Here is a 25888-nt window from a genome sequence, read left to right as displayed (position 1 = left end):
CCGAAGGCGCGGGTGAGGGGTTAAGCTCTCTCGTGGGACCTCAGTCCCCTCACCCGAGTTGCTGCTGGACGATGCGTCGCATCGCCAGGCGCAAATCGACCTCTCCCCCGGGGAGAGGTTTACCGTCCCAGCCGAGACACCTTACCGACATGACGCTCACCCTCGAAACCCGCGACCTCACCATCCGCTTCGGCGGGCATGTCGCGGTCAACAACGTCACCTGCACGTTCCGCCCGGGCGAGCTCACCGCCATCGTCGGGCCGAACGGCGCCGGCAAGACCACCTATTTCAACTTGATCTCGGGCCAGCTGCGCGCATCGAGCGGCAGCATTCTGTTCGACGGCACCGACATCACCCAGCATTCCGCGCCGATGCGGACCCGTGCGGGTCTCGGACGCGCGTTCCAACTGACAAATCTCTTTCCGAATCTCACCGTGGAAGAGAACGTCCGCCTCGCGGTGCAGGCGGCGAACGGCACTCATTACGACATGCTGCGGCCCTGGATGGTGCGCCGCGACCTGATCGCGCGGGCCGATGCCATCCTCGACCAGGTCGCGCTCGGCAATCGCCGCGGCGTCACTGCTACCGCGCTGTCGCATGGCGACCAGCGCAAGCTCGAGGTCGCCCTGATGATCGCGCTGGAGCCGAAAGTGTTCATGTTCGACGAGCCGACCGCCGGCATGAGCATCGACGAGGTGCCTGTCGTCCTCAACCTGATCGCACAGCTCAAGCAGGACAGGAGCAAGATCATCCTGCTGGTCGAGCACAAGATGGACGTGGTGCGCTCGCTCGCCGACCGCATCATCGTGCTGCATAACGGCCAGCTCGTTGCCGACGGCCCGCCTGCCGAGGTGATCGCCTCGCCGATCGTACAGGAAGCCTATCTCGGCGTCGCACCGAAGAGTGCCGCATGACCGATCTCCTGAAACTCTCCGGCGTGCACACCCATATCGGGCGCTATCACATCCTCCAGGGCATCGATCTTGCCGTCCCGCAAGGACAGGTCACGATGCTGCTCGGCCGCAACGGCGCCGGCAAGACCACGACGCTGCGCACCATCATGGGCCTGTGGCAGGCCTCCAGCGGTGAGATCAGCCTCGCCGGGATGCGCATCGAAAGCCGCGCCACGCCCGACATCGCCCGGCTCGGCGTCGGCTACGTGCCGGAGAGCATGGCGGTGTTCTCCGACCTCACGGTGAAGGAGAATCTCGTTCTCGCGGCGCGCGACGCACCGATGGACGACAAGCAGCTGGAATGGATTTTCGGCTTCTTCCCGGCGCTGCGCCGGTTCTGGCTGTCGCGGGCGGGGAGTCTCTCGGGCGGACAAAAACAAATGTTGTCTATCGCGCGCGCGATCGTTGAACCGCGAAAACTGCTCCTGATCGACGAGCCGACCAAGGGGCTGGCGCCCGCCATCGTGATGGCGCTGATCGAGTGCCTGAAGGAGATCAAGCGCAAGGGCGCGACGATCCTCCTGGTCGAGCAGAATTTCTTTGCCGCCCGCGAGCTCGGCGACAATGTGCTGGTGATGGACAACGGCACCATCGTCCATCGCGGCGAGATGGCGGCGCTCGCCGCCGACGTGCCGCTGCAGGAGCGGCTGCTCGGCCTGAGCCTGGAGGCGCATCAGTGACTGACCTTGCTGCAACCGATCCCCTGCCGAAGCCGAAGCGCGACATCGCGCCGGCCCTGCTGCCGATCGCTCTCGCGCTTCTGATGATCCCGCTGATCGGCTCGACCTCTTCCTGGCTGACCCTGACCGCCGCGAGCCTTGCCATGGGCATGATGATCTTCATCATGGCCTCGGGGCTCACGCTGGTGTTCGGCCTGATGGACGTGCTCAATTTCGGGCACGGCGCCTTCATTGCCGTCGGGGCCTATGTCGCGACCCTGGTGCTGGCGCCGTTCGCGGCGTCCATCCAGGCGGATTCGCTCTGGATGAACCTCGCGGTGCTCGCCCCGGCCGCGCTGCTGTCGATGGCGGTGTCGGGCGCGCTCGGCCTCGTCGTCGAGCGGGTGCTGATCCTGCCAGTCTACGGCCAGCATCTGAAGCAGATCCTGATGACGACCGGCGGCCTGATCGTCGCCGAACAGACGCTCTATGCGCTGTGGGGGCCGCAGATCATCCCGATGCCGCTGCCGGCCTCGCTGCGCGGCTCCTTCATCCTCGGCGACGTCGCCATCGCCAAATACCGCGTGCTGGCGATGCTGATCGGGCTTGCCGTCTTCATCGCGATCCAGGTCGTGCTCAACCGCACCAAGCTCGGCCTGTTGATCCGCGCCGGCGTCGAGAACCGCGAGATGGTCGAGGCGCTCGGCTATCGCATCCGCCGGCTGTTCCTCGGCGTGTTCATGACGGGCTCGGCGCTGGCCGGCCTCGGCGGCGTGATGTGGGCGCTGTATCGCGAGCAGGTCCACGCCTCCATGAGCGACGACCTCACCGTCCTGATCTTCATCGTCGTCATCATCGGTGGCCTGGGGTCGATCGGCGGCTGCTTCATCGGCGCGATCCTCGTCGCCATGGTCGCCAATTATGGCGGCTTCCTGGTGCCGAAACTCGCCCTCGTCTCCAACATCCTGCTGATGGTCGCCATTCTGATGTGGCGGCCGCGCGGCCTCTATGCGGTGACCAGCCGATGATGATCCTCTCCGGCGATCCGCCGCGCAGCCGCGTCCTCACCCTCCTCCTCGTCGTCGTCATCCTGGCGCTGGCGGCGACGCCGTTCCTGTTCCCGGGCGCCAAGGCGCTGAACGTCGCGGCCAAGATCTGCGTCTTCGCCGCGCTGGTCGCCTCCTACGATCTCCTGCTCGGCTATACCGGCTCGGTGTCGTTCGCCCACACCATGTTCTACGGCATCGGCAGCTACGCCATCGCGATCGCGCTGTACGGGATGGGCCCGAACTGGGCGGCGGTCGCCACCGGCATCGTCACCGGCCTTCCGCTTGCGGCGCTGCTTGCGCTCGCGATCGGCCTGTTCTCGTTGCGGGTGGCCGCGATCTTCTTCGCCATGATCACGCTCGCGGTCGCCTCCGCCTTCCAGGTGCTGGCATCGCAGCTGTCATGGCTGACCGGCGGCGAAGACGGACGCAGCTTCCAGCTGCCTGAGCTGCTGCGGCCCGGCACGGTGCTGATCTCCAAGAACCTGTTCGGCTTCGAGATCAACGGCCGTATCCTGACGTTCTACCTGGTGTTCGCGATCTCGGCGCTGATGATCCTCGCTTTGCTGCGGGTGGTGAACTCGCCGTTCGGCCGCGTACTGCAGGCGATCCGCGAGAACCGGTTCCGCGCCGAGGCGCTCGGCTTCCGCACCGTCTTCCATTTGACCTACGCCAACTGCCTCGCTGCCCTCGTCGCCGCCAGCGCCGGCATCCTGAACGCACTGTGGCTGCGCTATGCCGGTCCCGACACCTCGCTCAGCTTCTCCATCATGCTGGACATCCTGCTGATGGTGGTGATCGGCGGCATGGGCACGATCTACGGCGCGATCATCGGCGCCACGATCTTCATCCTCGCCCAGAACTATCTGCAGTCGCTGATGGGCGTCGCCTCGAAGGCGGCGTCGGAAGCCGGCCTGCCGCTGCTGCCGGGACTGCTGCATCCCGACCGCTGGCTGCTGTGGCTCGGGCTGCTCTTCATCGCCAGCGTCTACTTCTTTCCGACTGGCGTGGTCGGACGGCTGCGCCATGGCGGCGGCAAGAAGACCGTGGGCGCCTCGCATTAAGCATCGATTAATGATGCAGCGCAGCGGTTGCTGCGGAAACAACGCAACTGCGACGTGCTTCGCGCCTGCCGACGCACGAGCGCGACAGCACAACCGTATTTAATCCTTAGGTAACTGGTTTTCCTAAGCTTTGCGCCATTTGTGAGGTGTATTCCTGTTCCTCCAGGGAGGGGGAATGCGCCAGGTCTTTTCCACGATGGCAGCCGCAATGTCCGTAGCCGCGAAAAACGGCTGGGCCGCCTTGGCGCGTCGTGGCCCTGTCCTGTGGCTGACCCTGTGCGGCGTATTGCTGGTCGCGGGAATCTTCGCCGTGACCGCCATGGCCGTCGGCGAATTTCGCGAGCGGACCCTGGCCAACCGCGAGCGCGAGTTGGAAAACACGGTGCAGCTGATCGCGCGGCACTTCGATCAGCAGTTTGAAGACTCCGATGTCGTGGCCGCCGATCTGATCGGGCAGATGAACCTGCCGGAGATCAGCTCGCCCGCGATGTTCCGCGAGCGCCTATCGGGCCTTGCGGCGAACCAGATGCTGCGCAGCAAGGTCAGCTCGGTCTCCTATCTCGGCGACATCGCGATCTACGATGCCGACGGAGAGCTCATCAACTGGTCGCGGGCCCAGCCGCTGCCCAAGATCAACGTGTCCGCGCGCGCCTATTTTCAGACGCTCAAATCCGATCCGATGGCCGAGCCGGTGATCCTGGAATCGGTTCGCAGCTTCATCATCGGCAAATGGACCACGGTCGTCGCACGACGGCTGCGCGGCGCCGACGGCACCTTCTTCGGCGCGATGGTCCGCCGGATCGATCCGGACAGCTACCAGAACTATTTCGCATCCGTGGCACTTGCGGAAGGCACGGCGATCTCGCTGTTCGACCGCGAAGGCAAGATGCTGGCGCGCTACCCGCATGCCGAGGAGCTGATCGGCAGGAGCTTCAAGGATGCGCCGCTGATGCGGAAGGTGCTGACCAAGGGCGGCCAGCACACGCTTCGCGTGATTAGTCCGGTCGACCACGAGGAGCGGCTCGGCTCGGCGGCGTCACTGCAGCATTTCCCGCTGGTCATCGTCGCCACCAACACCACGGCTGCAGCGCTTGCGGACTGGCGGCAGCAGACCGGCTTCATGGTTACCACGGCCGCGCTTTCGGCCGCCGTGATCGCCCTGATCCTCTATCTGATCATTCGCCAGATCCACCGGCAGAACCGCGAGGCCCAGGAGCGGATCGAGGCGGAGCGGCTGCGGCTCGACACCGCCCTCAACAACATGTCGCAAGGGCTGATCCTGTACGACGCGAGCGGCTACATCGTCACCTGCAACCGCCGCTACGCCGACATGTTCGGCCTTTCCCACGACGTCATCAAGCCCGGCTGTCACATCCGCGAGGCGATGTATCATCGTAGGGAACGCGGCGCGTTCGGCGGCGACGTCGAGGCGTTTTGCGCCGATGTCATGAGGATCGTCGCCGAAGGCACGGTCTCCACCAGGATCCACGAGCTGCCCAACGGCCGCGCCTTCCAGGTCATCAACACCCCGCTCGCGCAAGGCGGCTGGGTCGCCACGATCGAGGAGATCACCGAGCGGCGCAATCTGGAGCAGGAGCGCGACCGCAACTACATGTTCCTGCGCGAGATCATCGATCACATCCCCTCCCAGATCACGGTGAAGGACGCTCGCACACGGCAATATCTGCTGATCAACCGGACCGCCGAGGAGCAGTTCGGCCAATCGAGCGAAGCCATTATCGGCAAGACCCCCCGCGACATCTACCCGGATGACTCCGCCAGGATTGTCACCGAGGACGACGGCGAGGCGCTGCTAACCGACACCGGGTTGTTCAAGGACGAGCATCCCTGGCCGAGCCTGACCAAGGGGATGCGCTACATCACCTCGACCCGGATCGGGATTCGCGACAAGTCCGGCGAGCCGCGCTATCTCATCAGTGTCGTCGAGGACGTCACCGAGCGGCGGCGTGCCCACGAGAAGATCGCGCATATGGCGCATTACGATGCGCTGACCGACCTGCCGAACCGCACGCTGTTCCGCGAGCAGATCGAGCGCGAGCTTGCGAAGGCCGCCGGCGGCGAGCAATTCGCGCTGCTCTATATCGACGTCGACGAGTTCAAGGGCATCAACGATTCGCTCGGCCATCACGTCGGCGACGAGCTGCTGAAGGCGATCGCGACCCGGCTGCGCGGCTGCCTCAAGAAGGGCGACCTGATCGCACGGCTCGGCGGCGACGAATTCGCGGTGATCCAGACCGGGATCCGATCCTCCGCCGACGTGCTGTCCTTCGTCACGCGGATCTACGAGGCGATCCGGCAGCCCTATCACTGCCTCGGCCACCAGCTCTCCACCGACGCGAGCATCGGCATTGCGCTGGCGCCGCAGGATGGCAGCGATCTCGACCAGCTCATCAAGAACGCCGACCTCGCGATGTACGGCGCCAAGGCCGAGGGCCGCCGCACCCACCGCTTCTTCGAGCCGGAGATGGATGCGAGCGCCAAGGCGCGCCTGACCATGGAGCAGGACCTGCGTCAGGCCCTGGTGAACGGCGGCTTCGAGATCCACTATCAGCCGCTGGTCGATCTGCGCTCCGGCGAGATCTCCGGCTGCGAGGCGCTGCTGCGCTGGCGCCACCCCGAGCGCGGCATGGTCTCCCCGGCGGAGTTCATTCCGATCGCCGAGGATACCGGCCTCATCAACGAGCTCGGCGACTGGGTGCTGCGCATGGCCTGCAACGAAGCCGCGACCTGGCCGACGCATATACGGGTTGCGGTCAACGTCTCGCCGGTGCAGCTCAAATGCGACACGCTGGCGCTCAGGATTGCCAGCGCGCTCGCCGCCTCTGGCCTTGATCCGCGCCGGCTCGAGCTCGAGATCACCGAGGCCGTGCTGATCCGCGACGACGAGGCGGCGCTGTCGATCCTGCACCAGCTCCGTGCGATCGGCGTGCGCATCGCGCTCGACGATTTCGGCACCGGCTATTCCTCGCTCAGCTACCTCAAGCGCTTCCCGTTCGACAAGATCAAGATCGACCGCTGCTTCGTCGCCGACATCGCGGAGACCAGCGGCGCGCCCGTCATCGTGCAGGCGGTGGTGAACATCGCCGCCGCCAGCAGCATGACCACGGTCGCCGAGGGTGTCGAGACCGAGGCCCAGCGCGAGATGCTGCGTAACCTCGGCTGCACCGAGATGCAGGGCTACCTGTTCAGCGCGCCGAAGCCGGCCGCCGAGGTGCGAAAACTGTTCGGCCCCGGCAATGCCGCGCCGGTGGCGGCGGTGGCCTGAGATGGCGAAGCCGGGCAAGGCGCGGACCGGGAGCGTCGACGCTGCGGATTCCTATGCCGCGCGGCTGATGCAGCATCTGGTGGTGCCGACCTTCGTGATCGACCCGAAGCGCCGCGTCGTGATCTGGAACAGGGCCTGCGAGCGGCTGACCGGCGTCACCGCCTCCGAGGTGATCGGCACCAGCAAGCACTGGCAGGCCTTCTATGAGACGAGGCGCCCCTGCCTTGCCGATCTTGTCGCGCTCGACCGTCCCGAGCGGCTGCCGGAATTCTATTCGGAATATGCCGCGCGCGGCCATAACGGGCTCGGCTTTTCCGCCGAGAACTGGTGCGTGATGCCGAAGCTCGGCAACCAGCTCTATCTCGCCATCGATGCCGGCCCCATCCACGACGAGGCCGGCCAGCTGATCGCGGTGGTGGAGACGCTGCGCGACCTCACCGACCAGAAGCGCGCCGAGATGGCGCTGAAGGAGCTCGCCACCAAGGACGGGCTCACCGGCCTGTCGAACCGCCGCTCGTTCGACCAGATGCTGATGAGCGAATGGGCCCGCGCCGAGCGCACGCAGAAGCCGATGGCGCTGCTGTTCGTCGACGTCGATCATTTCAAGCTGTTCAACGACCACCACGGCCACCAGACCGGCGACGAATGCCTGCGCGCGATCGCCGCCGTCGTCAGCCGGCATGCCGTGCGCCCGCTCGACCTCGCCAGCCGTTATGGCGGCGAGGAATTCGCGCTGATCCTGCCGGACATGGATTGCGATGCCGCCTGCGTCATCGCCGAAGAGATCCGCATCGCCGTCATGGCCTTGCGGATCGCCCATGGCGCCCATGGGGCCGGCGACCACGTCACCCTCAGTGTCGGCGTCGCCAGCCGCATTCCCGGCGCGGCCGACGGCGGCCCCGACCGGCTGCTGGGCGAGGCCGACGAGGCGCTCTATGTCGCCAAACGGCTCGGCCGCAACCGCGTCATCTGCGCCGAAAGGGTGCTGGCCGAGTTCGCGGCCCTCGGCCGGGAGGCGGCAGCGGTTCCGGCGCCTTTCCGGCGCAAATCGGCCTAGCCGCCGTGCGGCGAGAAGCGGTTGCCCGTCCCGCGCCAATCGGCTAAATGAACGCCACTGCACCCGTAGCTCAGCTGGATAGAGCGTTGCCCTCCGAAGGCAAAGGTCACACGTTCGAATCGTGTCGGGTGCGCCAGCGATCCCAATGGCCTGCCAGACCAACGGCCACGCCGCTCCCCCAATCTGGTGAATGCCGTCCGGGCAGGCGCCCGCCCCTCTCCCTCCGTGAGGGTTTCAGATCGAGCCCGCGACCGGCGACACGATCATCTCCTTGCCGCAGGCGCCGCACCGCGCACTCGTGCCGACGACCTCGCAGGCCGGATCGCCTGAGCTGATGCTGCGCCGGCATTTCGGACAGACATAGCCGTCAGCTCTCTCGACGAAATCGCTGGATGGCCCGACATAGGCGCAGATCATGTGATGCAGGATCCGGTCGAATGCGAGACCATTTCGGCAGACCGGGCACATCGTTTCATCCGCGCTGATCTGCACCTTCGTTTCCTTTCGATCCGACGTCTTCGACCCTATTGCAGGCCCAGCAGCCGGACCAAAGCTGCGGCAAATCGGGACGCCAGGTTCGTGTAGTACATGTGAACGGAAACCGTCGAATTCAGCGGGGGCGGAGCGGCGTCCGCGACGAAGCGGATGCGCGCGATCTGGGCAGCCGTGCGCTCGCGCGTCAGCGGTTGCCGGCCTGCGGCATAGACGACCGAGACCGGCAGGATCTCCGCGATCGTTCCGGCGATGCGGCGGTTGCCGAACACCACGAGCACCTGATTGCCGACCCTGGGCTCGACCAGGCGCGCATTCGGAATGTACCAGTCGACGAAGATGTCGGTGGGATCGAGGATTTCGGCGATCGCCGTGCCCGCCACGAGCGATTGCCCGACATTGGCGAGATTGGTCGAGACGATGCCGGCGACGGGCGCCAGCACCTGGCCGCCGGCGAAATTCCGCTCCACGTCGTCGAGATGGTCGCGCAGCTGCTGGCCAAAATCGTCCAGATCCGCCAGCTGGGAGATGGACTCCGCGATCTCCGCCTCCTGCGAAATGACGGACTTGCGGGCGAGACCGCGCTCCCGCAGCAGTTCGAGGCGAAACGCCAGGCTCGCTGCGCTCGACGCTTCGATCTGGTCGACGGCATCTTCCGTCAACGTCCTGTACGCTTTCGCCGCTTCGAGCGTTTCCTGCGCGACGCGTGCCCTGATGCGCAGCTCCGATCGCCGGCTCGCGATGTCGGCCAATGCGCGCATATAGGTCGCCACGATGTTGTCGCGCTCGGGCGACCGGATCTGTGCGATCCGGTCCCCGGCCTTGACCGTGGTGCCCGGCGTCACCATGACCTCTGCGACCTGCACCAGATAGGGAAGCGAAACGACGTGCGGTGGGGACGAGACGGTCCCCGGTCCGCTCAGATAGACCAGTGGCGCGCCGAAATAGACGACCAGGAAGGCGAGCACGCCGAAAACGGCCGTCGCATAGGTGAGGCGCACGAGCCGTCCCGCAGCGCTGCGGCGGCTTTCCACGGGATCGGGGACATTCGGGTCCAGCCTGTTGATCGCGACATTCATCGGCGTGCTCCTCCCCTAGCCGGAAAACAGTGCGCGACGGACGCGCGGCGGCACGAAGTCATCATTCACTGAAGCGGCGAAGATGATCTCGGAGGAGTAGGAGACCAGCCGGGCGCATTTCAGATAGACGCTCTGATAGACCGGGAAGACCAGCGCGGCCCCGAGATCGAGAATTCTCGGCGCACGCTTGAACAGGACGAAGGCGAGCCCGAGGTTGAAGAACGAGATCCATGTCAGCAGGACGTAGATCGCGGCGAGAAGCCAGAACGCGTCGGAGCCGTGCAAGGCCAGGAGATAGACGAGGTAGAACGGAAAACTGAGCGTGGGGATCAGGTCGAACAGGATGAAATCCAGCCTCTGCAGCGTGTCGGGGAACCGCTCGAAGCGATGGAAGAACCGCAATTCGCCATACATGATGAGGCGGATTCGCAAGGCGTCGCGATCCCACCGCGCACGCTGGCGCAGCAGGCCGAGGCCGCTGACGGGTCCCGCCGTCTCGACCCACGCTTCGGGCACGAAGCGAACGAGATAACCCAGCCGTCGCAGCCGCAGGCTGAACTCCAGATCCTCTCCCGGACCAACGTCGAGCCCACCCTGCCGCATGAAGACGTCGCGACGATACATGGAGCAGGCGCCGGAAAGGCAGGCGATCGCATCGACGGTGTCGAGGACGGTCCTGCCGGCGCTGATCGACATCAAATATTCGATGCTTTGAAGCCGCGTCCAGATCGAGCTGGCTTCGTTGCTGATCGCGATGTTGCAGCTCGCGCCCGCGACGCGCGGATCCGTGAAGGCGGATGCGAGCCCGGCGATGGCCGCCGGTTCGAACAGCGTGTCGGCATCGACCGTCAGGAGCAGCTCGCCGCTGGCGAATCGGGCGGCGGCGTTGATCGCGGCACTTCGGCCGCAACGCGTGCCGTGGCAGATGACCATATCCACCAGCCCCGCCGCGCGTGCCCGCTCCGCAATTGCGCGCGTGTCATCGGTGGAGCCGTCATCGACGACGATGATCTCGAGCGGCGGCAGGGTCTGCCGACGCAGCGACTCGATCGAACGAAGCAGGCCGGGCCCGCCGTTGAAAGCGGGCACGATCACGCTGACCGATGCGCTGATCGGCGTTTGCCGTTGGGGCAGCGCTCCGGCCAGGCCGAGCAGGGAAAGCGACAGCAGTGAAAACGTGTAGCGGGGAATATCGAAGATGATGACCGCGAGCGCGAGCTGAATCCAATTCGTGTCGGCGATCAACTGCAATGCTTCGAGCATGCTGACCTACCCTCCCCGGATAGCGAGCGCGCACCTGGACGAAGACAAGCCAGCTACTCGCGCGAGACCGAGGAAATATCGGTGGACCGGCCCGCCTCGTCTGCGTCTCTTCCGAAGACGGGCCGTCAACTCGGAGTTTAGCATATCCCTTTGCCGCAACCGGGCGAAGGGCTTTGCGAAGAGGGGCGACGCGCGGGAACCCGATCGGTTAGAATTCGCGGAAAATCGGTATGGATACGACGTTAGGCCACGGCATGAGCGCCGCGGTGCATGCGCCAGTTGCGACATCCAGCTACAGTTTTGAGAACCGGACGGGAAAGAGGGCTCCATGCAGGCATGTCGAACGATCGTTGCCGGATTGTTTGGATTGTTGCTGGCTGGGGCTGCATCTGCCGCCGAACCGACCGAATGCGACCGCCTGGCCGGCTCGCCCACCGACCCAAACCGGGCCGGCGCGGGAATTGGCCTGTACGGGATCGAAGCGGCTGAGGCCATCGTGGCTTGCGAAAGGGCATCGGCTGCCGACCCGAGCAATCCGCGCCTCCTCTTCAATCTCGGCCGGGCGCATGACGCGAGCAGCCTCGTCGACAAGCGGCCCGACCAGAAGGCAGAGGCCGGACGCAATTTCAAGGTCGCGGCAGACCAGGGCTATCCCGCGGCGCAAGTCGCCCTGGCGGCTTTCTATTGGTACGGCTGGGGCGGCTTGCAGCGGGACACGGGACAGGCCATGCGTCTGTTGGCAAAGGCGATGGCGTCGGACACCAAGGAGGCCAACGCGCAGCGCCAGAACCTGTTTGGAGACACGACCTTCAATCCTGACGCCAGCGAGACGCAAATTCGCATCATCAAGGACGCCGCCGATGCCGGTGATGCCGACGCGCTCTATGCGCTCAGCCTGCCGTTGAACCTAAGCGCGGGCCCGGACGCGCAAGCAGAACTTGCTCGGCTCCTGCACAAGGCGGCGGCGCACGGCAGCGCTCCCGCGGCTCGCGATCTCGCAAGGCTGTATTTCCGGGGCAGTCACGGCCTGGCGAAGAACCCGGAGGAATCCTCGCGCCTTTTTCAACAGGCAGTGGCCGGCGACGATCCCCAGACGTGGGACTCGGTCGCGATGCTCTATGAGCGAGGCAATTTCGGCCTGCCGAAGGACGAAAAGCAAGCCGCCCGGCTCTACCAGCAGGCAAGCAACGAGGGCAATGCATCCGCGCAATACGACCTCGCGAGGTTCTACGAGGAGGGCAAGGGTGGACTGCCCCGGGATGCCCGTGAGGCAGCACGCCTCTACGGACTGGCGGCCGATCAGGGCAACAGCGATGCGGTCCTCGCACTCGCGCGCTACATGGCAGAGGGTGGCGGAGGCTTTGAGGCGAGCAAGGCCCGGGCGGTCGCGTATCTCAGGCGCGCCGCACGCTGGAGCACGCGGGCGAAGGACGAATTGGCGAGGATGGGCGCACAATAATTGCGCAGGACCCGGTAGAACTACCGGGGAAACACGCAGACCGAGGCCGTATTCCCCTCGCATCATCCTCGGCGACGTAACACGCACGTAACCGTATTCGAGTTTGCGGCACCGGCGAGGCGCCGGCTTTAACCTCATTCCAAATACCCGAAGCCTAACGTCCTCCCCCGAAGACCGACCGTCGCAGGGAGCAACGTTGCTGGCCGCTCGCGCAAACAAAGGGTTGTTGGCGGAGTTCGCGCAGGAGGGACAGCCACCTCCCATGCGCCGCATCGCCTCGACGCGTCCGGTCGTCGTGCTGATGCTATGCGGCGGATTCCTGATCGCGCTGGTCGTCTGCACCATCGCCCTCATCCTGTCCAACCTGCGCTATCACGCGATCGAGGAGAGCAAGCAGCAGCTGCTCGCAACCGCCACCGTGCTGGCCAATCAGGCGGCGCGCGATTTCGACGCCGCCAATCTGATCGAGGCGAGCCTGATCGAGCACATGCAGACGCTCGCAGTCGTCTCCGACGAGGTCTACGCGCGTGCCATGGCAAGCCGTGACATCCAGCTCATGCTGGAGGACAAGATCGGCGGCTTCCCGCATATCGAGGCCGTGATGCTGGTCGGCGCCGACGGCAAGGTGATCAACTCGTCCGTGGCGTGGCCGACCCCGCCCCTCAATATCGCGGATCGGGATTATTTCCGGACACTCAAGGCCGACCCCGCCCTGAACACGAAGCTGGGCCGGCTGGAGCAGGATCCCCGCAGCGGAGCCTGGACGATCCCGCTGGCCCGGAAATTCATGGGATCCGACGGAGAATTCCTCGGCCTCGTGGTCGGCACCATCAAGGCTCAATATTTCGAGGAGCTGTACCGAACGCTGGTCCGCGGCCCCGATGAATCCATCACACTGCTTCGCCAGGACGGCACGATGCTGGCGAGCCATCCGCATGCCGATAGCGCGATGGGCAGATCCCCGCTCGGCAAGTCCCTGTCCGAGGGCAAGCTGAGCGAGATCACGCGATCCGGCGGCGGCGTGGTCCGGTGGCGTGACGAGGCCAGCGGCTCCGAGCGCCTGATCGCGGCCGCGCACCTTGCCGGCCTTCCGGTGCTCCTGACCACCAGCACCACGTTGTCCGCCGCACTGGCCGGCTGGTGGACCGAGGCCCTGTTCCTGATCGGACTCACGATCGTGCTGGTCGTCGCCATCGGCGGCACCGGAGCCGTCGTCGTCCAGTATTTCCGCAAGCAGAGCATCCAGCTCGACGCCACGCTGAACAACCAGTCGCAGGGCGTGTGCATGTACGATGCGCATCACCGCCTGATCGTGTGCAACGACCGCTACGCGGAGATGTTTCATCTCCCTGGCGAGTTCACGCGGCCCGGGACCACGCTGCGACAGATCTTCGACCATCAGATCTCGCAAGGTCTCCATTCCCAAAGCGGCGGCGAGAACCATATCCGCGGGCTGATGACCATCGTAACGGCCAACGAGCCGGCGAGCATCGTCGCGGAGCTGTCGGACGGACGTGCCGTCGTGATCGTGTTCCGGCCGGTGCCGGGCGGCGGCTTCGTGATGACGGTCGAGGACATCACCGAGCAGAAGCGCGCGGAGAAGCGGATCGCGCATATCGCACATCACGATGCGCTGACGGGCCTGCACAACCGCGCTTCGTTCTCCGAATATCTCGCGACCACGGTGGACGAGGCGATCCGGGCCGGCGAGACATTCGCGATCCTGTGCCTCGATCTCGACCGCTTCAAGGAGATCAACGATCTGCATGGCCATCTCGTCGGTGACGCCTTGCTGCGCGAGGTGGCGCGGCGCCTGCAAGAGGTCGCAGGGGACGCCTTCCTGGCGCGGGTCGGCGGCGACGAATTCATCGTGGTCCTGCTCGGCGATGCGCAGGCCGCGGCGGCCGGTCAGCTGGCGGAGCGGCTGCGGACGGCTCTCGTCGGCGATATCGAGCTTGCCGGCCGGCAGGTACGCATCGGATTGAGCGTCGGCATCGCGCGCGCGCCGGCCGACGGAAACGACCCGACCACGCTGCTGGCCAATGCCGACATCGCGCTCTACCGCGCCAAGGCGGAGGGACGCAACGCGATCCGTTTCTTCGAGCCGGAGATGGGGGCGCAGCTGCGCGACCGCAGCGAGTTGCAGCACGATCTTCAGTCCGCCGTGGCCAATGACGAGCTGCGGCTCGATTTCCAGCCGCTGGTACGGATCGGCGGCGAGATCGTCGGCTTCGAAGCATTGGTCCGCTGGCATCACCCGCGTCGCGGCCTCGTCCCACCCGGCACCTTCATTCCGCTCGCCGAGGAGAACGGGCTGATCGTCGCGATGGGAGAATGGATCCTGCGTGAAGCGTGCCGCGAGGCCGCATCCTGGCCGAACGAATTGAAGATCTCCGTGAACCTGTCGCCGGTGCAGTGCCGCAACGACGACATCGTGCGCCTCGTCCACGAGACCCTGATCAGCAGCGGGCTGCGTCCGCACCGGCTCGAGCTCGAGATCACGGAGGGTGTGCTGATCGACGACTTCTCCGGCGCGGTCTCGATCCTGCGCAGGCTCAAGGCGCTCGGCGTGCGCATCGCGCTCGACGATTTCGGCACCGGCTATTCGTCGATGTCCTATCTCCAGGCCTTCCCCTTCGACATGATCAAGATCGATCGCAGCTTCATTTCGAACCTCGATCACGCGCAATCGAAGGCGATCCTGCGCGGCGTCATCGGGCTGGCGCGCGGGCTCGAGCTTCCAGTCACCGCGGAGGGCGTGGAGACGCAGGCCCAGCTCGACGTGCTCTCCCACGCAGGCTGCGACTATGCACAGGGCTTCCTGATCGGACGGCCCGGCGCGATCCGGCAATACGCACGGATCGTCGGCCGGGATCGCTTCGATCGGTCCGAGGCTTGGGCCGGCCTTGCATCCACGGCTTGAGCGGACGGCATGATCGACCCGCTCCAGATACGATTTGTCGATCTCCAACGAAGGGCTGGAACATGACCATCAGGATGATCCTGGCCGCGGCGGCGCTGAGCATCGCGGCCCAGGCGGCGACGGCCGAGGAGCTGACCGGCGTGCTGGACAAGATACGGCGCACCGGCACCATCACGCTCGGCCACCGCGAATCGTCGATCCCGTTCTCGTACTACGACGAGAATGAAAGGGTCGTCGGTTACGCCATGGACCTCTGCTACCTCGCGGTCGACGCGGTGAAGGCGCGGCTTGGCCTGCCGAAGCTCGACGTCAAGCTGGTGCCGGTCACGCCATCGGGTCGCATCCCGTCGATCCTCAGCGGAGCGATCGATCTCGAATGTGGAACGACCACCAACAATCTCGAGCGGCAGAAGGTGGTGTCGTTCTCGACGACCTATTTCGTCGCCGCGAACCGCTTCGCCGCCAGGGCGGCCGCCAAGCTCCGGACGCTGGATGACCTCAAGGGCAAAGTCGTCGTATCCACCATCGGATCCACCAACATCAAGCAGATCAGCGACCTCAACGGACGGCAAAACCTCAATCTCACCATCCTCGCGGCCAAGGACAATGGCGAGGCATTCCGGATGCTAGAGTCAAATCGCGCCGATGCTTTCGTGATGGACGACATCCTGCTCTACAGCCGGGTGGCGGATTCGGCGAATCCCGGCGACTACACCGTATCCGACGAGACGTTGTCGATCGAGCCGTACGGCATCATGATGCGCCGCGACGATCCTGCGTTCAAGAAAGTGGTCGATGACGCAATCGCCGCCGTCTATCGCAGCGGCGAGATCGAAAAGATCTATGCCAAATGGTTCCAGGCTCCGACGCTGCCGAAGGGCATCAATCTCAACGTTCCGATGAGCGCGCCGCTCAAACGCGCGATCGCGCATCTGATCGACAGCGGCGATCCCGACGCCTATCGGGCCGGCGGCACGAAGTAAGGCCGCGATCACCGGACCTCGCGCTCCGACCTCGACAGGGCGGAGCGCAACGGCACGACCGGACCTGGCGTCAGCGAACTGCACGTCCAGCGCGTCTGCTCCACCTAGAACCCCGGTCACGTCAGCATTGAAATGATCGCCTGAACCTGATCGGACGCAGACGTCACCAGTCCGTCATATGACGTTTGGCCGTGCGCGGCGGCCTTCAGGATGCATTCGGCGACGGCCGCTTTCAGGCCGAACACCGATTGATCGGCCGGCACACTCGCCATCACGGTCTCGAGTGCCTGACGCATCGTCTGAATGAGTTCGGAGCTGTATTGCATGGGCCGTCCTCCGAGGCTCATATGGGACCATATTCCGGGCCCTGCCACTCACAAGCCTGAGAGTGTTCTTTGAACCCATCGAGACTGAACGCCTCAATTCAAACGCCGGATGGACGCATTGAGCACGCCGGCAAAGGCCATCCAGCGGCGACGAACAACAACAACTGAAGCCTCCAACAGCTCGCGCTTCTCTTTGCGCGATTGTATCATCCTGGCATGAGCGATTCCGACACGGTGACGGGCGCAGCCTCGCCCGTGCGCAAGATCATCCATATCGACATGGATGCTTTCTATGCGTCCGTGGAACAGCGCGATCATCCGGAGCTGCGCGGCAAGCCGGTTGCGGTCGGAGGCTCGGCGGAACGCGGTGTCGTTGCCGCCGCCAGCTATGAGGCCCGCAAGTTCGGCGTCCGCTCCGCGATGCCCTCGGTCACTGCGAAGCGGCAATGCCCCGAGCTGATCTTCGTCAAGCCGCGCTTCGAGGTCTACAAGGCGATCTCCAGGCAAATCCGCGAAATCTTTGCCGAGCACACGCCGGTTATCGAGCCGTTGTCGCTGGATGAAGCCTATCTCGACGTGACCGAAAACCTGCAAGGCATCCCGCTGGCACGGGACGTCGCCTTGCGCATTCGCGAGAAGATCAAATCAGAGACGGGCCTCAACGCCTCGGCCGGCATCTCCTACAACAAGTTTCTGGCCAAGCTTGCCTCCGATCATCGCAAGCCCAACGGGCAGTTCGTGATCTCGCCGGAGATGGGTCCTGCCTTCGTCGAGACGCTGCCCGTCGGCAAGTTCCATGGCATCGGTCCGGCGACGGCTGCGAAGATGAACGCACTTGGCCTGTTCACGGGCCTCGACATCCGCAACCAGACGCTGGAGTTCATGAACGCGAATTTCGGCAAGTCGGGCGGCTATTATTACTGGATCTCGCGCGGCGTCGACGAACGGCCGGTCCGGGCCAACCGGATCCGGAAGTCGATCGGCGCGGAGACCACGTTCTCGACCGACCTCGACGCATTCGACGCGCTGGTGACCGAGCTCAAGCCTCTCGTCGACAAGGTCTGGCGCCATTGCGAGGCGACCGGCAACCGCGGCCGCACCGTCACCTTGAAGATCAAGTTCGCCGACTTCGAGATCATCACGCGCAGCAGGTCGATCGCGGCGGCGGTTGCGGGCCGGGACGAACTGGAGCGGCTGGCCTGCGGCCTGCTCGAAGTCGAAATGCCCCTGCCCAAGCGCGTCAGGCTGCTGGGCGTGTCGCTGTCCTCCCTCCAGGACGGGGACGATGCGGAGCCGCAGCTCACGCTGGGCATCTGAGCCAGGCCAGCCCTCGGCAAACGCGACATCTTTATCCGCGACGCGGCGGCCGACCTGTCGTAGAGACACTGGATATGCCTTATTGCCATTGATGTCGGAATGCTTGCCTTATTGATACGTCTGGGACTGCGCTTCGAAGACCGGATCGAGGAGCGGCGGTTTGTCGACCAATACGTCCGGGGCAGCCTCGGGTGGACGCAGATCGCGATGCTGCTCGGCGCCGCCACCTATGCCGGCTACACGCTGTGGGATTGGGTGCTCTACCCCGAGGTGGTCCCGACCACGCTTGCCATCCGCGGCGGCACGGCCGTGTTCATTTTGCTGCCACTGACCGCGCTGCTGTCGCGGCGATGGATGAAGCCATGGGCGGAGACGATCTTCCTCGTCTATTGCGTCATTCCCGGCTGCATCCTGCCGAGCATCTATCTGGTCCTGCCGTCGGGCTTCACCTTTGCCGCGCCCGGCATGATGATGATCATCCTGTTCGTCTCGACCATGCTGCCGTTGCGGATCGGCTCGCTGGCGATCTTCTGCCTGCTGTCCTGGGTGGCGCTGATCGTCGCCGAGACGTTCGCGCCGACATTGCCGATGGGCCTGCGCTTCATCAATCACTCGCTGGTCGGGAACGCTTATGCGCTATCGCTCTACGCCGTGGCTGCACGCGAGTACCGGGCGCGAAAACAGTTCCGGACGTCCGAGGCGCTGCAACGGGAGAAAGAACGCTCGGAGAAATCGCTGCGCGATCTACGCGCGACCCAGGAGCACCTCGTGCAGGCAGAAAAGCTCGCCTCGCTCGGCCAATTGGTGGCAGGTGTCGCGCACGAGGTCAGCACCCCGCTCGGCCTGGCGCTCACGACCTCGACGACGATGCAGACCGATCTGCAGACGATGGCGGATGCATTGAATGGAACGTCGGTGCGACGATCCGATCTCACGAGGGGAATTGACCGGCTCAGGCAGGGGCTCAACCTGACTTTCAATAGTCTGCACCGCGCATCTGAAATGGTGCACAGCTTCAGGCAGGTCGCCGTCAACCAGGCCGACGAGGACCGGCGCACATTCGAGCTCAGGGACTGGCTGTCGGAGTTGATGTCCAGGCTCGGGCCGCTGCTGTCGCACCATGCTCTGGCGGTCGATGTCCAGTGCCCGGCGGGAATCAGGCTCAACAGCTACCCCGGCGCATTGGCGCAGGTGATCAGCAACCTCGCGCTCAATACCGCCGGGCACGCCTATCCCGACAAGAAAGGCGGCAGGTTTGCGATCACGGTCAGCCAGCCGGAACCGAAATCGGTCCGCCTCGTCTGCACCGATGACGGCGTCGGCATTCCCGACGAACTGCAGGGGCACATCTTCGATCCGTTCGTCACGACGAGCCGCGAAAGGGGCAATGCCGGGCTCGGCCTGCACATCGCGTTCAACCTGGTCGCGTCATCGCTCAACGGGCGCCTGCGGCTCGAGAGCAAGACGGGTCCGGGAACTCAGATCGCCATCGAGATTCCGGTCGAGGCCTGACGGTGGCGGGATGTTCAAGCCCGCCACCGACGCGAGTGTCGATCCTGGCGGACCACTCAATGCTTCATCTGCTCGAACACCACGATCACGCCGGTCGGCTCGGGCTCATGCGCCATCAGGCGCGTCAGGTCCGAATCGCTCCAGTCGGCGAGACTGACGACCTCGCCGCTCTGCCGGTCTGCTCCGAGTGACGGAGTGGGTTCGAGCACCTTGAGGCCCATCTCGTCGACAAAGAAGGTGTGCTCGCCGAACATGCTGTTGAGCTGCGGCATGGCCGGATGCTCGTCGGGCAGCACCTGGGCGCCGAGTTGATGAACGGTCTGCTTCACCTGTTCGGATGTTAGCTTCATGCGCTGCTCCGTTGCTATCGTGTCCGGTTTCATCGGCTTGGGCCAGAGCGGGCGTTCCCTGCGCCTGTGCCGCCTGGCTCAGACTTCCGAACAGGTGCTGCGCACAAATGTTCCCTCAAAATGCATTTCGTGATCGTGCGTTTCATTTGCCGCGCTGACGGCACGAGATCGCCACACGATGCACATGATCCGGCGTGGATGCGCTAATCTGCGGCTTCGACGATCCGGATGTCGCGATCGGCACCGTCGCCGAGCAGATCGTGCGCGGCCTGGTAGGCCGGGCTTGCATAGGCCGCTTTGGCGCTCTCGACGCTGTCGAACTCGATGAGAACGACGCGTTCCATCTGGCCGAGCTCGAAGGCCGCCGCCGGCACGCCGCGTGCGAGCACGCGGCCTCCGGCCGCCTCGATCGCCGGCCGCGACAGCTTGGCGTAGGCCGCCATCGCATCGGGATTCTTGATCGCACGGTAGGTGGCAACCCAATAGGCTTTGGCCATTTTGTTTCTCCGAGGTGCTCGTGACCTATTGCTCGCTGCGGTTCTCGCCGACCGACAGCGCGCAGATGCGTGACAGATATGTGTAGGGCAGACCGGTCTCCTCGGCCCAGGCGTTGAACTGCGCCTGCACCTTGGCGAGATCGCCCTTCGATTTCACCTCTTCGGCGATGTCGAGTCCGGCGTCGCGCAGGCACGCGACGACGTCCTTGGAGGTGACGAAACCGTCCCAGCCGACGAAGCGCAGCAGCATCTGGCCGGTATTGCCGCCCAGCCGGCTGCCGCGCTTGGTGAGGAGATCGAGCAGGCCGACCTCGTTCGACGGCGGCCATTTCGCCAGAAACTTGCCGAAGCTGCCGTGCTCCTTCGCGATCTCCTGCACGAAGGCGGCGTTGTCGCGCACCGACATGATCTTGGCGCCATTGCGCACGATGCGCGCATCGCGCAGCAGGCCTTCCCAATAGTCCTCGGGCTGGAAGCTCAGCTTGGCCGGCTGGAAATGCAGGAAGGCGTCTTCAAAGCCGTCCCATTTCGAATCGATCACGCTCCAGGCGAAGCCGGCGCAAAACACCCGCTTGGTCATCTCGGCGAGGATGCGGTCGTCGCCGAGCCTGGCCAGACGCTTCAGGTCGGGCTTGTCAGGCATCAGCTTGTCCAGCGCCTTGGGCCCGCCCTTGCGCTTCTCGGCGCGCGCACGAATGGTCTTGAAGGAGGTCATGTGGACACAGGTATTGAGGGAAGGCCACGACACCAGAATTCGGCGATCCGGTCCAGCCCTCGCGTTACCTGCCCCCCTTGCACTCTGCGACGCGCCGCAGCATGCTGTCGTTCGTTGCATTGACCTGAAGGAGCGGCCGGGCTGGTCTGCTTCTTGCTCTATGCCGTTTTGGAATCCCCTGACATTTTTCGATCTCTCGCCGACGGATTTTTCATGCGCTGCCTGGTCGTGGCCGACCTGCACTACTCGCTGCCGCAGCTCGACTGGCTCGTCAGCGCGGCGCCGCAATTCGACCTTTTGATCTTCGCCGGCGATGCGCTCGACATCGGCTCGATGGTGGATTTTCGCGCGCAGATCGTGGTGGTGAAGAAATACCTCGCGCTGCTGGCCGCAAAGACCCGCGTGATCCTCTGCTCCGGCAATCACGACCTCGACGAGCGCAATGCGGAGGGCGAAAAGATCTCGCGCTGGATCTCGGAGGTGCGCGAGCTCGGCATTGCCTGCGACGGCGACAGCCTCAGCATCGGCGACACTCTGTTCACGGTGTGCCCGTGGTGGGATGGCCCGCTGGTGAAGCAGCGTCTCGTCGAGCAGTTGCGCGATGCCGCCGCGAGCCGGCCGCAGCGCTGGATCTGGGTGCATCATGCGCCGCCGGCGGATTCACCGACGAGCTGGGGCGGCAAACGCTTCTTCGGCGATGTCGAGCTGGTGCAGTGGATCATGCAGTACCAGCCTTCCATGGTGATCTCGGGCCATGTGCATCAATCGCCCTTCATCACCAATGGATCGTGGTTCGACCGGCTGGGCCAGACCTGGGTCTTCAACACCGGCCTGCAGCCCGGCCGTCCTCCGACCTACATCGTGCTGGATTTCGATGCGGACAAGGCGTTCTGGCTGGCGGCCGGCGAAGCGCAGTGGATCGACCTTGCCGCGCCGCTGAAGCGGCCCGCCGCTCCGATCGAAGCGCCGCCCGACTGGCTCACATTCTTGGATCAGATTGCCGATCCGAGCCTGGCGAGACCTCAAGCGGCGGCAGGTTGATCATGCTCTGCAGCACCTCGCCGACCATGGCCAGATGCGTGCCGTGGCCGGCATATTGCCGCTTGAGATCGGCAAGATAGGTGTTGGCGACGTTGAGCCGCTGCGCCAGCATCTTTGCGATCAGCAGCGCGATGCCCGGCTCCTTCTTGAGGAACGAGGCGGCGTCCTCCAATTCGTAGATGACGGCATCGGAGCAGGCCCGCACGGTTGCGGTATACGGCAGGCCCAGCAGCACCGACATTTCGCCCAGGACCGCACCGGGCTCGGTGACGGTGGCGACCACCATCTCGCCCTTGAGCACTTCGAGCTTGCCTTGCATCAGCACGTAGAGATGGCCGCTGGTGCCACCCTCGGTGACGACGAGCGTGCCGGCTGCAACCTGCCGTTCCGTTCCGCCGGTGCAATAGTCCAGGACTGCGCGCATCTTGCGAAAGCTCCCATCGCTGGGGATATATCGTCCCGATACTAGAGCACGATCCGTGCCACGCGGCAAATCAACGCGGGTGCGTCCGGCGCGGGAGGCGCTTGGCGAGACCGCCCACCAGTACTTGGACATCGCTGCAATCATGCGGCTGAAAACGAACAGCTCGTTTCCCAGTGCCGCACGTCACACACGCGAGAGCGAGGGCACCTCTTCGGGCAGGATAGCCTGCAGGCCGCCAAAGCGGCGCTCGCGGTTGTGGAAGGCGGCGAGCGCGTCAGCGAGATCGCTCGCCTCGAATTCGGGCCACATCCGCTCGGTGAAGTGCAGCTCGGCATAGGCGCCTTCCCAGAGCAGGAAGTCCGACAGCCGCTTCTCGCCCGAGGTACGGATGATGAGATCGACGTCGCGTAAACCGGCCTCGCCGGTGACGAGCTGGGAGAAGGCTTCGCGGGTGAGGCTGGTCAGCGCCGCCGCCTTGGCCGCCGCGTTGAGGATGGCATCGCGCGCGGAGTAATCGACCGCGATGCGCAGATGCAGCGTGCTGCCATGGGCGGTCGCCTCTTCGGCGCGCGCGATTGCATTGGCGATGCCGTCAGGCAGCCGGTCGCGGCGGCCGATCACGGTGAGACGCACGCCGTTCCTGACGAGGCTCTGCACCTCGTTGGCGAGATAGAAACGCAGCAGGGTCATCAGCGCGGCGACCTCGGCCTTGGGCCGCCGCCAATTGTCGGTGGAGAACGCATAGAGCGTCAGCGTGCCGATGCCCTGCTTGGGCGCCGCCTCGACGATGCGGCGGATGGTCTCGACGCCGGCCTCGTGGCCGCGCACGCGCGACAGGCCGCGCCGCGTGGCCCATCGTCCGTTGCCGTCCATGATGATGCCGACATGAAGCTTGTCGTTGCGGGACGTGATTGCACTTTGCATTGCAAAGTCTCCGGTCAAAAAAGGGGAGGATCAGGTCGAGACGATACCAAGGCGGCCGAGCGGCTGCGCCTCGCGGCCGGCGGCTTTCGCCGCATCGCGCACCAGGCGTTCGAGCACGGCGAGATAATCGAGGAAGCGGCGGCGGCCGGCCTTGGTCAGGCGGCAGGTGGTGTGCGGACGATTGCCCTCATAGCCCTTGGTCACCTCGACGAGGCCGGCCTCCTGGAGCACGGCGAGATGCCGGCTGAGATTGCCGTCGGTCAGGCCGCAGAGTTGCTTGAGGTCCGCGAACGCCAGACCCTTCGGGTGCGCCATCAGCGAGGTCAGGAGCCCGAGCCTCGCCTTCTCGTGGATCACGCGGTCGAGCCCTTCATAGGAAAAAGGCGCGCTGTCAGTCTTCGACATCGTTGTCTCCGGACGCGAAGTACAGAATGCCCGCCATCACCGACTGCCCGATCACGAAGGGCAGCCCCATGGTCCATGGCGACAGCGTATGGGTTCGGCTCGCGAGCACCACGACCGCAAAGCCCGAAACGAAATACCAGGCCCCCGCGAGTGCGACGGTGCGCGGCAGCGAGCGGACCGAGGCGAAGATGCCGAGCGACACCAGGATCTGCCACAGGCCCGGCAACAGCCACAGCGTCTCGCTCGCAAACTTCCACATCACCACCGCGAGCAACACGCCGGCAACGCCCGCGGGCAGAAACTGCTCGACAGCCTGATGGATCATGGCATCGGCAAGGCCGGAATGATGACGGCGCGAACGCGCGCGCATCTCGATCCCGATCATCAGGCAGGACAGCACGGCGGCGACGAACCAGCCGAAGAAAAAGCCGACCGGCTCGCTGGTCGGGTCACCCAGCAACCAGGCTTGCAGGACAGCGGTGAGCAGCGCGACGGCGCCGGTCGCCGCCATCGTCGCCGGGCCATAGCCGCGGAACGCCGTGCCCGCCGCGATCTGGCTGCGGATCGCCACGATGTCAGCCAGTGCCTTGTCGAGATCGCGCATCGGCAACGCCGAAACCTCGCTTCGCCCAGGTTTGCGAGGGCGAACGCCCTCTTACTTTGTATTGCAAAGTATATCGGATCGCAAAGTAATGGCAAGCCCGAAAGTCGCTCCGGCGGGACTGGATCCGCGCCGACAACTGCCGGTTGCACAGCACCCGTCCCCGCAGATAAGATGCGTGCAAAAGCGTTCCGGGGGCTGGCATGTGGCTTAAGTCGTTGATCGTAGCGTCTGTGTTGCAGGTGGGTGTCGTCGGGGCGAACGCGGCGGGGCCGTTCGGCTCCGTCAATGTCGGCAACTGGATCGGCGGCGCCTTCAGCAATGACGCGACGGGTGCGTTCTCGCATTGTGCGGCGACGACGCCCTACGCCAACGGCGTCATTCTCGTGGTGGGCTACAATGCCGCCGGCACCTGGTCGCTGGCCTTTGCGAGTCCCAGCTACCGCTTCAAACAGGGCGAGAACGCCGCGATCGACGTCATCTTCGACGGACAGGAGCAGGCAAGATTGTTTGCCACCGCCAATCAGCCGAACATGCTCACGGCCGTCATGCCCGCCAATGTCGTGCGAACGTTTCAGAAGGCAAGCCTGATGGTCGCGACGAGCGGCCGCACCGTCCTGAATTTCGATCTGACCTCGACCGGACCCGTGATCGCGGCTCTGGCCAATTGCGTCACCAGGGTGAAGGCCGACGGGCTGAGCAAGGCGGGCGATTTCACCAAGGGCGCGGCCAAGCCGGCAGCCACGGCGGAGAAACAGGCGCCACCGCCGGCCGGCGGCAAACCTACGAGGGCCAAGAACGGCACTGGCTTCGTGGTCAGCGCGAACGGCCACATCGTCACCAACAACCATGTGATCGACGGCTGCGTCGGCGACATCAAGGGCAACCTCACCGGCGAGGCCTCGATGGTACTGCGCGTCGTGTCGAGCGATGCGAACAACGATCTCGCTCTCCTGCAGGCGCCGTCGACGACGACATTCAAGGAGTTTGCGCGGATCCGCGACCGTTCAATCCGCTCCGGCGATTCCGTGGTCGCGATCGGCTTTCCCTTCCATGGCCTCCTGAGCTCGGATTTCACCGTGACCACCGGCATCGTCAGCTCGCTCAGCGGCATGCGCAACGATTCGCGTTTCCTGCAAATCAGTGCCCCCATACAGCCCGGCAATAGCGGCGGGCCGCTGTTCGATACCACCGGTCAGGTCGTGGGCGTGGTCACCGGAAAGATCCCGGCATTGCGTATCGCCGCTGCGACCGGCAACATTCCCGAAAACATCAACTTCGCCATCAAGACCGGCGTGCTGCGCGACTTCCTCGACAACTCCGTGGTGCCCTATCAGACCGCCGAGCCGAAGAGCGAGCTCAAGACCACCGATATCGCCGGTAACGCCCGGCCCTATACGATGCTGATCTCGTGCAACGCGACGGAGCAGGCGGACGCGAAGCGGTAGCTGCGCGTCGATCTTCGCTGTCATTCCCCGCGAAGGCGGGGAATTCAGTACGCCGCGGCCTATC

General features: G+C 64.9%; 24 protein-coding genes and 1 tRNA gene. 14 read left to right on the top strand and 11 right to left on the bottom strand.

Annotated elements, in window-relative coordinates; all coding sequences use genetic code 11:
- Nucleotides 1–149 precede the first annotated feature (149 nt).
- The 7 genes from JQ603_RS14550 (at nt 150) to JQ603_RS14520 (ending at nt 8201) form a co-directional block, all read left to right on the top strand.
- Nucleotides 150–914 carry an ABC transporter ATP-binding protein gene (locus JQ603_RS14550; RefSeq protein WP_212340363.1) on the top strand — a complete coding sequence of 255 codons (765 nt, stop codon included), beginning with the start codon at nt 150–152 and terminating at the stop codon, nt 912–914.
- On the top strand, nt 911–1633 hold the full coding sequence (locus tag JQ603_RS14545; RefSeq protein ID WP_212340358.1) for an ABC transporter ATP-binding protein: 723 nt from the start codon (nt 911–913) through the stop codon (nt 1631–1633). The genes JQ603_RS14550 and JQ603_RS14545 overlap by 4 nt, the downstream gene beginning before the upstream one ends.
- Entirely contained in the window at nt 1630–2640 is a 1011-nt protein-coding gene (locus JQ603_RS14540) for a branched-chain amino acid ABC transporter permease (protein WP_212340357.1), read from the top strand. The genes JQ603_RS14545 and JQ603_RS14540 overlap by 4 nt, the downstream gene beginning before the upstream one ends.
- Entirely contained in the window at nt 2637–3722 is a 1086-nt protein-coding gene (locus JQ603_RS14535; RefSeq protein ID WP_212340356.1) for a branched-chain amino acid ABC transporter permease, read from the top strand. Before JQ603_RS14540 ends, JQ603_RS14535 begins: the two co-directional genes overlap by 4 nt.
- Nucleotides 3723–3897: 175 nt before the next feature.
- Nucleotides 3898–7008 (top strand): bifunctional diguanylate cyclase/phosphodiesterase, encoded by a 3111-nt coding sequence (locus JQ603_RS14530; protein WP_212340355.1) that lies wholly within the window; start codon nt 3898–3900, stop codon nt 7006–7008.
- A gap of 1 nt (nt 7009) precedes the next feature.
- A complete protein-coding gene (locus tag JQ603_RS14525; protein WP_212340354.1) occupies nt 7010–8065 on the top strand; it encodes a sensor domain-containing diguanylate cyclase in 1056 nt (351 codons plus the stop codon).
- Nucleotides 8066–8124: 59 nt separating this feature from the next.
- Nucleotides 8125–8201 (top strand) — tRNA-Arg (locus tag JQ603_RS14520).
- 98 nt (nt 8202–8299) lie between these two features.
- On the opposite strand, the gene JQ603_RS14515 is transcribed toward JQ603_RS14520, so the two are convergent.
- Genes JQ603_RS14515 through JQ603_RS14505 form a run of 3 tightly spaced genes read right to left on the bottom strand, consistent with a single transcriptional unit; the run spans nt 8300 to nt 10899 of the window.
- Nucleotides 8300–8557, bottom strand: coding sequence for a hypothetical protein (locus JQ603_RS14515; RefSeq protein WP_212340352.1), 258 nt, complete (start codon nt 8555–8557; stop codon nt 8300–8302).
- A gap of 32 nt (nt 8558–8589) precedes the next feature.
- Nucleotides 8590–9636, bottom strand: coding sequence for an HlyD family secretion protein (locus tag JQ603_RS14510; protein ID WP_212340351.1), 1047 nt, complete (start codon nt 9634–9636; stop codon nt 8590–8592).
- 15 nt (nt 9637–9651) lie between these two features.
- Complete coding sequence (locus tag JQ603_RS14505; protein WP_212340349.1) at nt 9652–10899, bottom strand: glycosyltransferase family 2 protein; 1248 nt, start codon at nt 10897–10899, stop codon at nt 9652–9654.
- A gap of 328 nt (nt 10900–11227) precedes the next feature.
- Between JQ603_RS14505 and JQ603_RS14500 the strand changes: the two genes are divergently transcribed.
- From JQ603_RS14500 to JQ603_RS14490, 3 genes are all read left to right on the top strand, one after another.
- Nucleotides 11228–12358, top strand: coding sequence for a tetratricopeptide repeat protein (locus JQ603_RS14500; protein ID WP_212340346.1), 1131 nt, complete (start codon nt 11228–11230; stop codon nt 12356–12358).
- Nucleotides 12359–12620: 262 nt separating this feature from the next.
- The gene (locus tag JQ603_RS14495; RefSeq protein WP_212340344.1) at nt 12621–15281 is read left to right on the top strand and encodes a bifunctional diguanylate cyclase/phosphodiesterase; all 2661 of its coding nucleotides are present in this window, start codon (nt 12621–12623) and stop codon (nt 15279–15281) included.
- Nucleotides 15282–15343: 62 nt separating this feature from the next.
- Nucleotides 15344–16264: an amino acid ABC transporter substrate-binding protein gene (locus JQ603_RS14490; protein ID WP_212340342.1), complete on the top strand. Its 921-nt coding sequence runs from the start codon at nt 15344–15346 to the stop codon at nt 16262–16264.
- A 116-nt stretch (nt 16265–16380) separates the two neighbouring features.
- On the opposite strand, the gene JQ603_RS14485 is transcribed toward JQ603_RS14490, so the two are convergent.
- Nucleotides 16381–16590 carry a hypothetical protein gene (locus tag JQ603_RS14485; protein ID WP_212340340.1) on the bottom strand — a complete coding sequence of 70 codons (210 nt, stop codon included), beginning with the start codon at nt 16588–16590 and terminating at the stop codon, nt 16381–16383.
- 216 nt (nt 16591–16806) lie between these two features.
- Here JQ603_RS14485 and dinB point away from each other — a divergent pair, with 216 nt between their 5' ends.
- Together dinB and JQ603_RS14475 are read left to right on the top strand one after the other, a co-directional pair.
- Entirely contained in the window at nt 16807–17907 is a 1101-nt protein-coding gene (gene dinB, locus JQ603_RS14480) for a DNA polymerase IV (protein ID WP_212340339.1), read from the top strand.
- 99 nt (nt 17908–18006) lie between these two features.
- The gene (locus JQ603_RS14475; RefSeq protein WP_212340338.1) at nt 18007–19419 is read left to right on the top strand and encodes a sensor histidine kinase; all 1413 of its coding nucleotides are present in this window, start codon (nt 18007–18009) and stop codon (nt 19417–19419) included.
- A 56-nt stretch (nt 19420–19475) separates the two neighbouring features.
- Here JQ603_RS14475 and JQ603_RS14470 read toward each other — a convergent pair whose 3' ends face one another.
- The 3 genes from JQ603_RS14470 to JQ603_RS14460 form a co-directional block, all read right to left on the bottom strand.
- Nucleotides 19476–19769, bottom strand: coding sequence for a hypothetical protein (locus JQ603_RS14470; RefSeq protein WP_212340336.1), 294 nt, complete (start codon nt 19767–19769; stop codon nt 19476–19478).
- Nucleotides 19770–19972: 203 nt separating this feature from the next.
- Nucleotides 19973–20266 (bottom strand): DUF1330 domain-containing protein, encoded by a 294-nt coding sequence (locus tag JQ603_RS14465; protein ID WP_212340334.1) that lies wholly within the window; start codon nt 20264–20266, stop codon nt 19973–19975.
- 25 nt (nt 20267–20291) lie between these two features.
- Nucleotides 20292–20981, bottom strand: coding sequence for a DNA-3-methyladenine glycosylase I (locus JQ603_RS14460; RefSeq protein ID WP_212340332.1), 690 nt, complete (start codon nt 20979–20981; stop codon nt 20292–20294).
- Between the two features lie 213 nt (nt 20982–21194).
- Here JQ603_RS14460 and JQ603_RS14455 point away from each other — a divergent pair, with 213 nt between their 5' ends.
- Nucleotides 21195–22022 carry a metallophosphoesterase family protein gene (locus JQ603_RS14455; RefSeq protein WP_212340324.1) on the top strand — a complete coding sequence of 276 codons (828 nt, stop codon included), beginning with the start codon at nt 21195–21197 and terminating at the stop codon, nt 22020–22022.
- Here JQ603_RS14455 and JQ603_RS14450 read toward each other — a convergent pair.
- The 4 genes from JQ603_RS14450 to JQ603_RS14435 form a co-directional block, all read right to left on the bottom strand.
- Nucleotides 21961–22446: a Crp/Fnr family transcriptional regulator gene (locus tag JQ603_RS14450; RefSeq protein ID WP_212340322.1), complete on the bottom strand. Its 486-nt coding sequence runs from the start codon at nt 22444–22446 to the stop codon at nt 21961–21963. The two genes, JQ603_RS14455 and JQ603_RS14450, sit on opposite strands and share 62 nt — an antisense overlap.
- Before the next feature lie 183 nt (nt 22447–22629).
- Complete coding sequence (locus JQ603_RS14445) at nt 22630–23370, bottom strand: di-trans,poly-cis-decaprenylcistransferase (protein WP_212340320.1); 741 nt, start codon at nt 23368–23370, stop codon at nt 22630–22632.
- Between the two features lie 30 nt (nt 23371–23400).
- Nucleotides 23401–23775 carry a winged helix-turn-helix domain-containing protein gene (locus tag JQ603_RS14440; RefSeq protein WP_212340318.1) on the bottom strand — a complete coding sequence of 125 codons (375 nt, stop codon included), beginning with the start codon at nt 23773–23775 and terminating at the stop codon, nt 23401–23403.
- Complete coding sequence (locus JQ603_RS14435; RefSeq protein WP_212340316.1) at nt 23762–24379, bottom strand: hypothetical protein; 618 nt, start codon at nt 24377–24379, stop codon at nt 23762–23764. Before JQ603_RS14435 ends, JQ603_RS14440 begins: the two co-directional genes overlap by 14 nt.
- Nucleotides 24380–24579: 200 nt before the next feature.
- On the opposite strand from JQ603_RS14435, the gene JQ603_RS14430 reads away from it, so the two are divergent.
- Nucleotides 24580–25824: a S1C family serine protease gene (locus tag JQ603_RS14430; protein WP_212340314.1), complete on the top strand. Its 1245-nt coding sequence runs from the start codon at nt 24580–24582 to the stop codon at nt 25822–25824.
- Nucleotides 25825–25888: the final 64 nt, after the last annotated feature.

This window comes from Bradyrhizobium liaoningense, assembly GCF_018130825.1.
Classification (GTDB): domain Bacteria; phylum Pseudomonadota; class Alphaproteobacteria; order Rhizobiales; family Xanthobacteraceae; genus Bradyrhizobium; species Bradyrhizobium liaoningense_B.
This window is presented reverse-complemented; position numbering and strand designations above follow the sequence as displayed.

Coding starts and splice junctions, on each gene's coding strand:
- JQ603_RS14550 (WP_212340363.1), top strand. CDS start 150: ATGACGCTCACCCTCGAAACCCGCGACCTCACCATCCGCTTCGGCGGG.
- JQ603_RS14545 (WP_212340358.1), top strand. CDS start 911: ATGACCGATCTCCTGAAACTCTCCGGCGTGCACACCCATATCGGGCGC.
- JQ603_RS14535 (WP_212340356.1), top strand. CDS start 2,637: ATGATGATCCTCTCCGGCGATCCGCCGCGCAGCCGCGTCCTCACCCTC.
- JQ603_RS14530 (WP_212340355.1), top strand. CDS start 3,898: ATGCGCCAGGTCTTTTCCACGATGGCAGCCGCAATGTCCGTAGCCGCG.
- JQ603_RS14525 (WP_212340354.1), top strand. CDS start 7,010: ATGGCGAAGCCGGGCAAGGCGCGGACCGGGAGCGTCGACGCTGCGGAT.
- JQ603_RS14510 (WP_212340351.1), bottom strand. CDS start 9,636: ATGAATGTCGCGATCAACAGGCTGGACCCGAATGTCCCCGATCCCGTG.
- JQ603_RS14505 (WP_212340349.1), bottom strand. CDS start 10,899: ATGCTCGAAGCATTGCAGTTGATCGCCGACACGAATTGGATTCAGCTC.
- JQ603_RS14500 (WP_212340346.1), top strand. CDS start 11,228: ATGCAGGCATGTCGAACGATCGTTGCCGGATTGTTTGGATTGTTGCTG.
- JQ603_RS14495 (WP_212340344.1), top strand. CDS start 12,621: ATGCGCCGCATCGCCTCGACGCGTCCGGTCGTCGTGCTGATGCTATGC.
- JQ603_RS14490 (WP_212340342.1), top strand. CDS start 15,344: ATGACCATCAGGATGATCCTGGCCGCGGCGGCGCTGAGCATCGCGGCC.
- JQ603_RS14485 (WP_212340340.1), bottom strand. CDS start 16,590: ATGCAATACAGCTCCGAACTCATTCAGACGATGCGTCAGGCACTCGAG.
- dinB (WP_212340339.1), top strand. CDS start 16,807: ATGAGCGATTCCGACACGGTGACGGGCGCAGCCTCGCCCGTGCGCAAG.
- JQ603_RS14475 (WP_212340338.1), top strand. CDS start 18,007: ATGCTTGCCTTATTGATACGTCTGGGACTGCGCTTCGAAGACCGGATC.
- JQ603_RS14470 (WP_212340336.1), bottom strand. CDS start 19,769: ATGAAGCTAACATCCGAACAGGTGAAGCAGACCGTTCATCAACTCGGC.
- JQ603_RS14465 (WP_212340334.1), bottom strand. CDS start 20,266: ATGGCCAAAGCCTATTGGGTTGCCACCTACCGTGCGATCAAGAATCCC.
- JQ603_RS14460 (WP_212340332.1), bottom strand. CDS start 20,981: ATGACCTCCTTCAAGACCATTCGTGCGCGCGCCGAGAAGCGCAAGGGC.
- JQ603_RS14455 (WP_212340324.1), top strand. CDS start 21,195: ATGCGCTGCCTGGTCGTGGCCGACCTGCACTACTCGCTGCCGCAGCTC.
- JQ603_RS14450 (WP_212340322.1), bottom strand. CDS start 22,446: ATGCGCGCAGTCCTGGACTATTGCACCGGCGGAACGGAACGGCAGGTT.
- JQ603_RS14445 (WP_212340320.1), bottom strand. CDS start 23,370: ATGCAAAGTGCAATCACGTCCCGCAACGACAAGCTTCATGTCGGCATC.
- JQ603_RS14440 (WP_212340318.1), bottom strand. CDS start 23,775: ATGTCGAAGACTGACAGCGCGCCTTTTTCCTATGAAGGGCTCGACCGC.
- JQ603_RS14435 (WP_212340316.1), bottom strand. CDS start 24,379: ATGCGCGATCTCGACAAGGCACTGGCTGACATCGTGGCGATCCGCAGC.
- JQ603_RS14430 (WP_212340314.1), top strand. CDS start 24,580: ATGTGGCTTAAGTCGTTGATCGTAGCGTCTGTGTTGCAGGTGGGTGTC.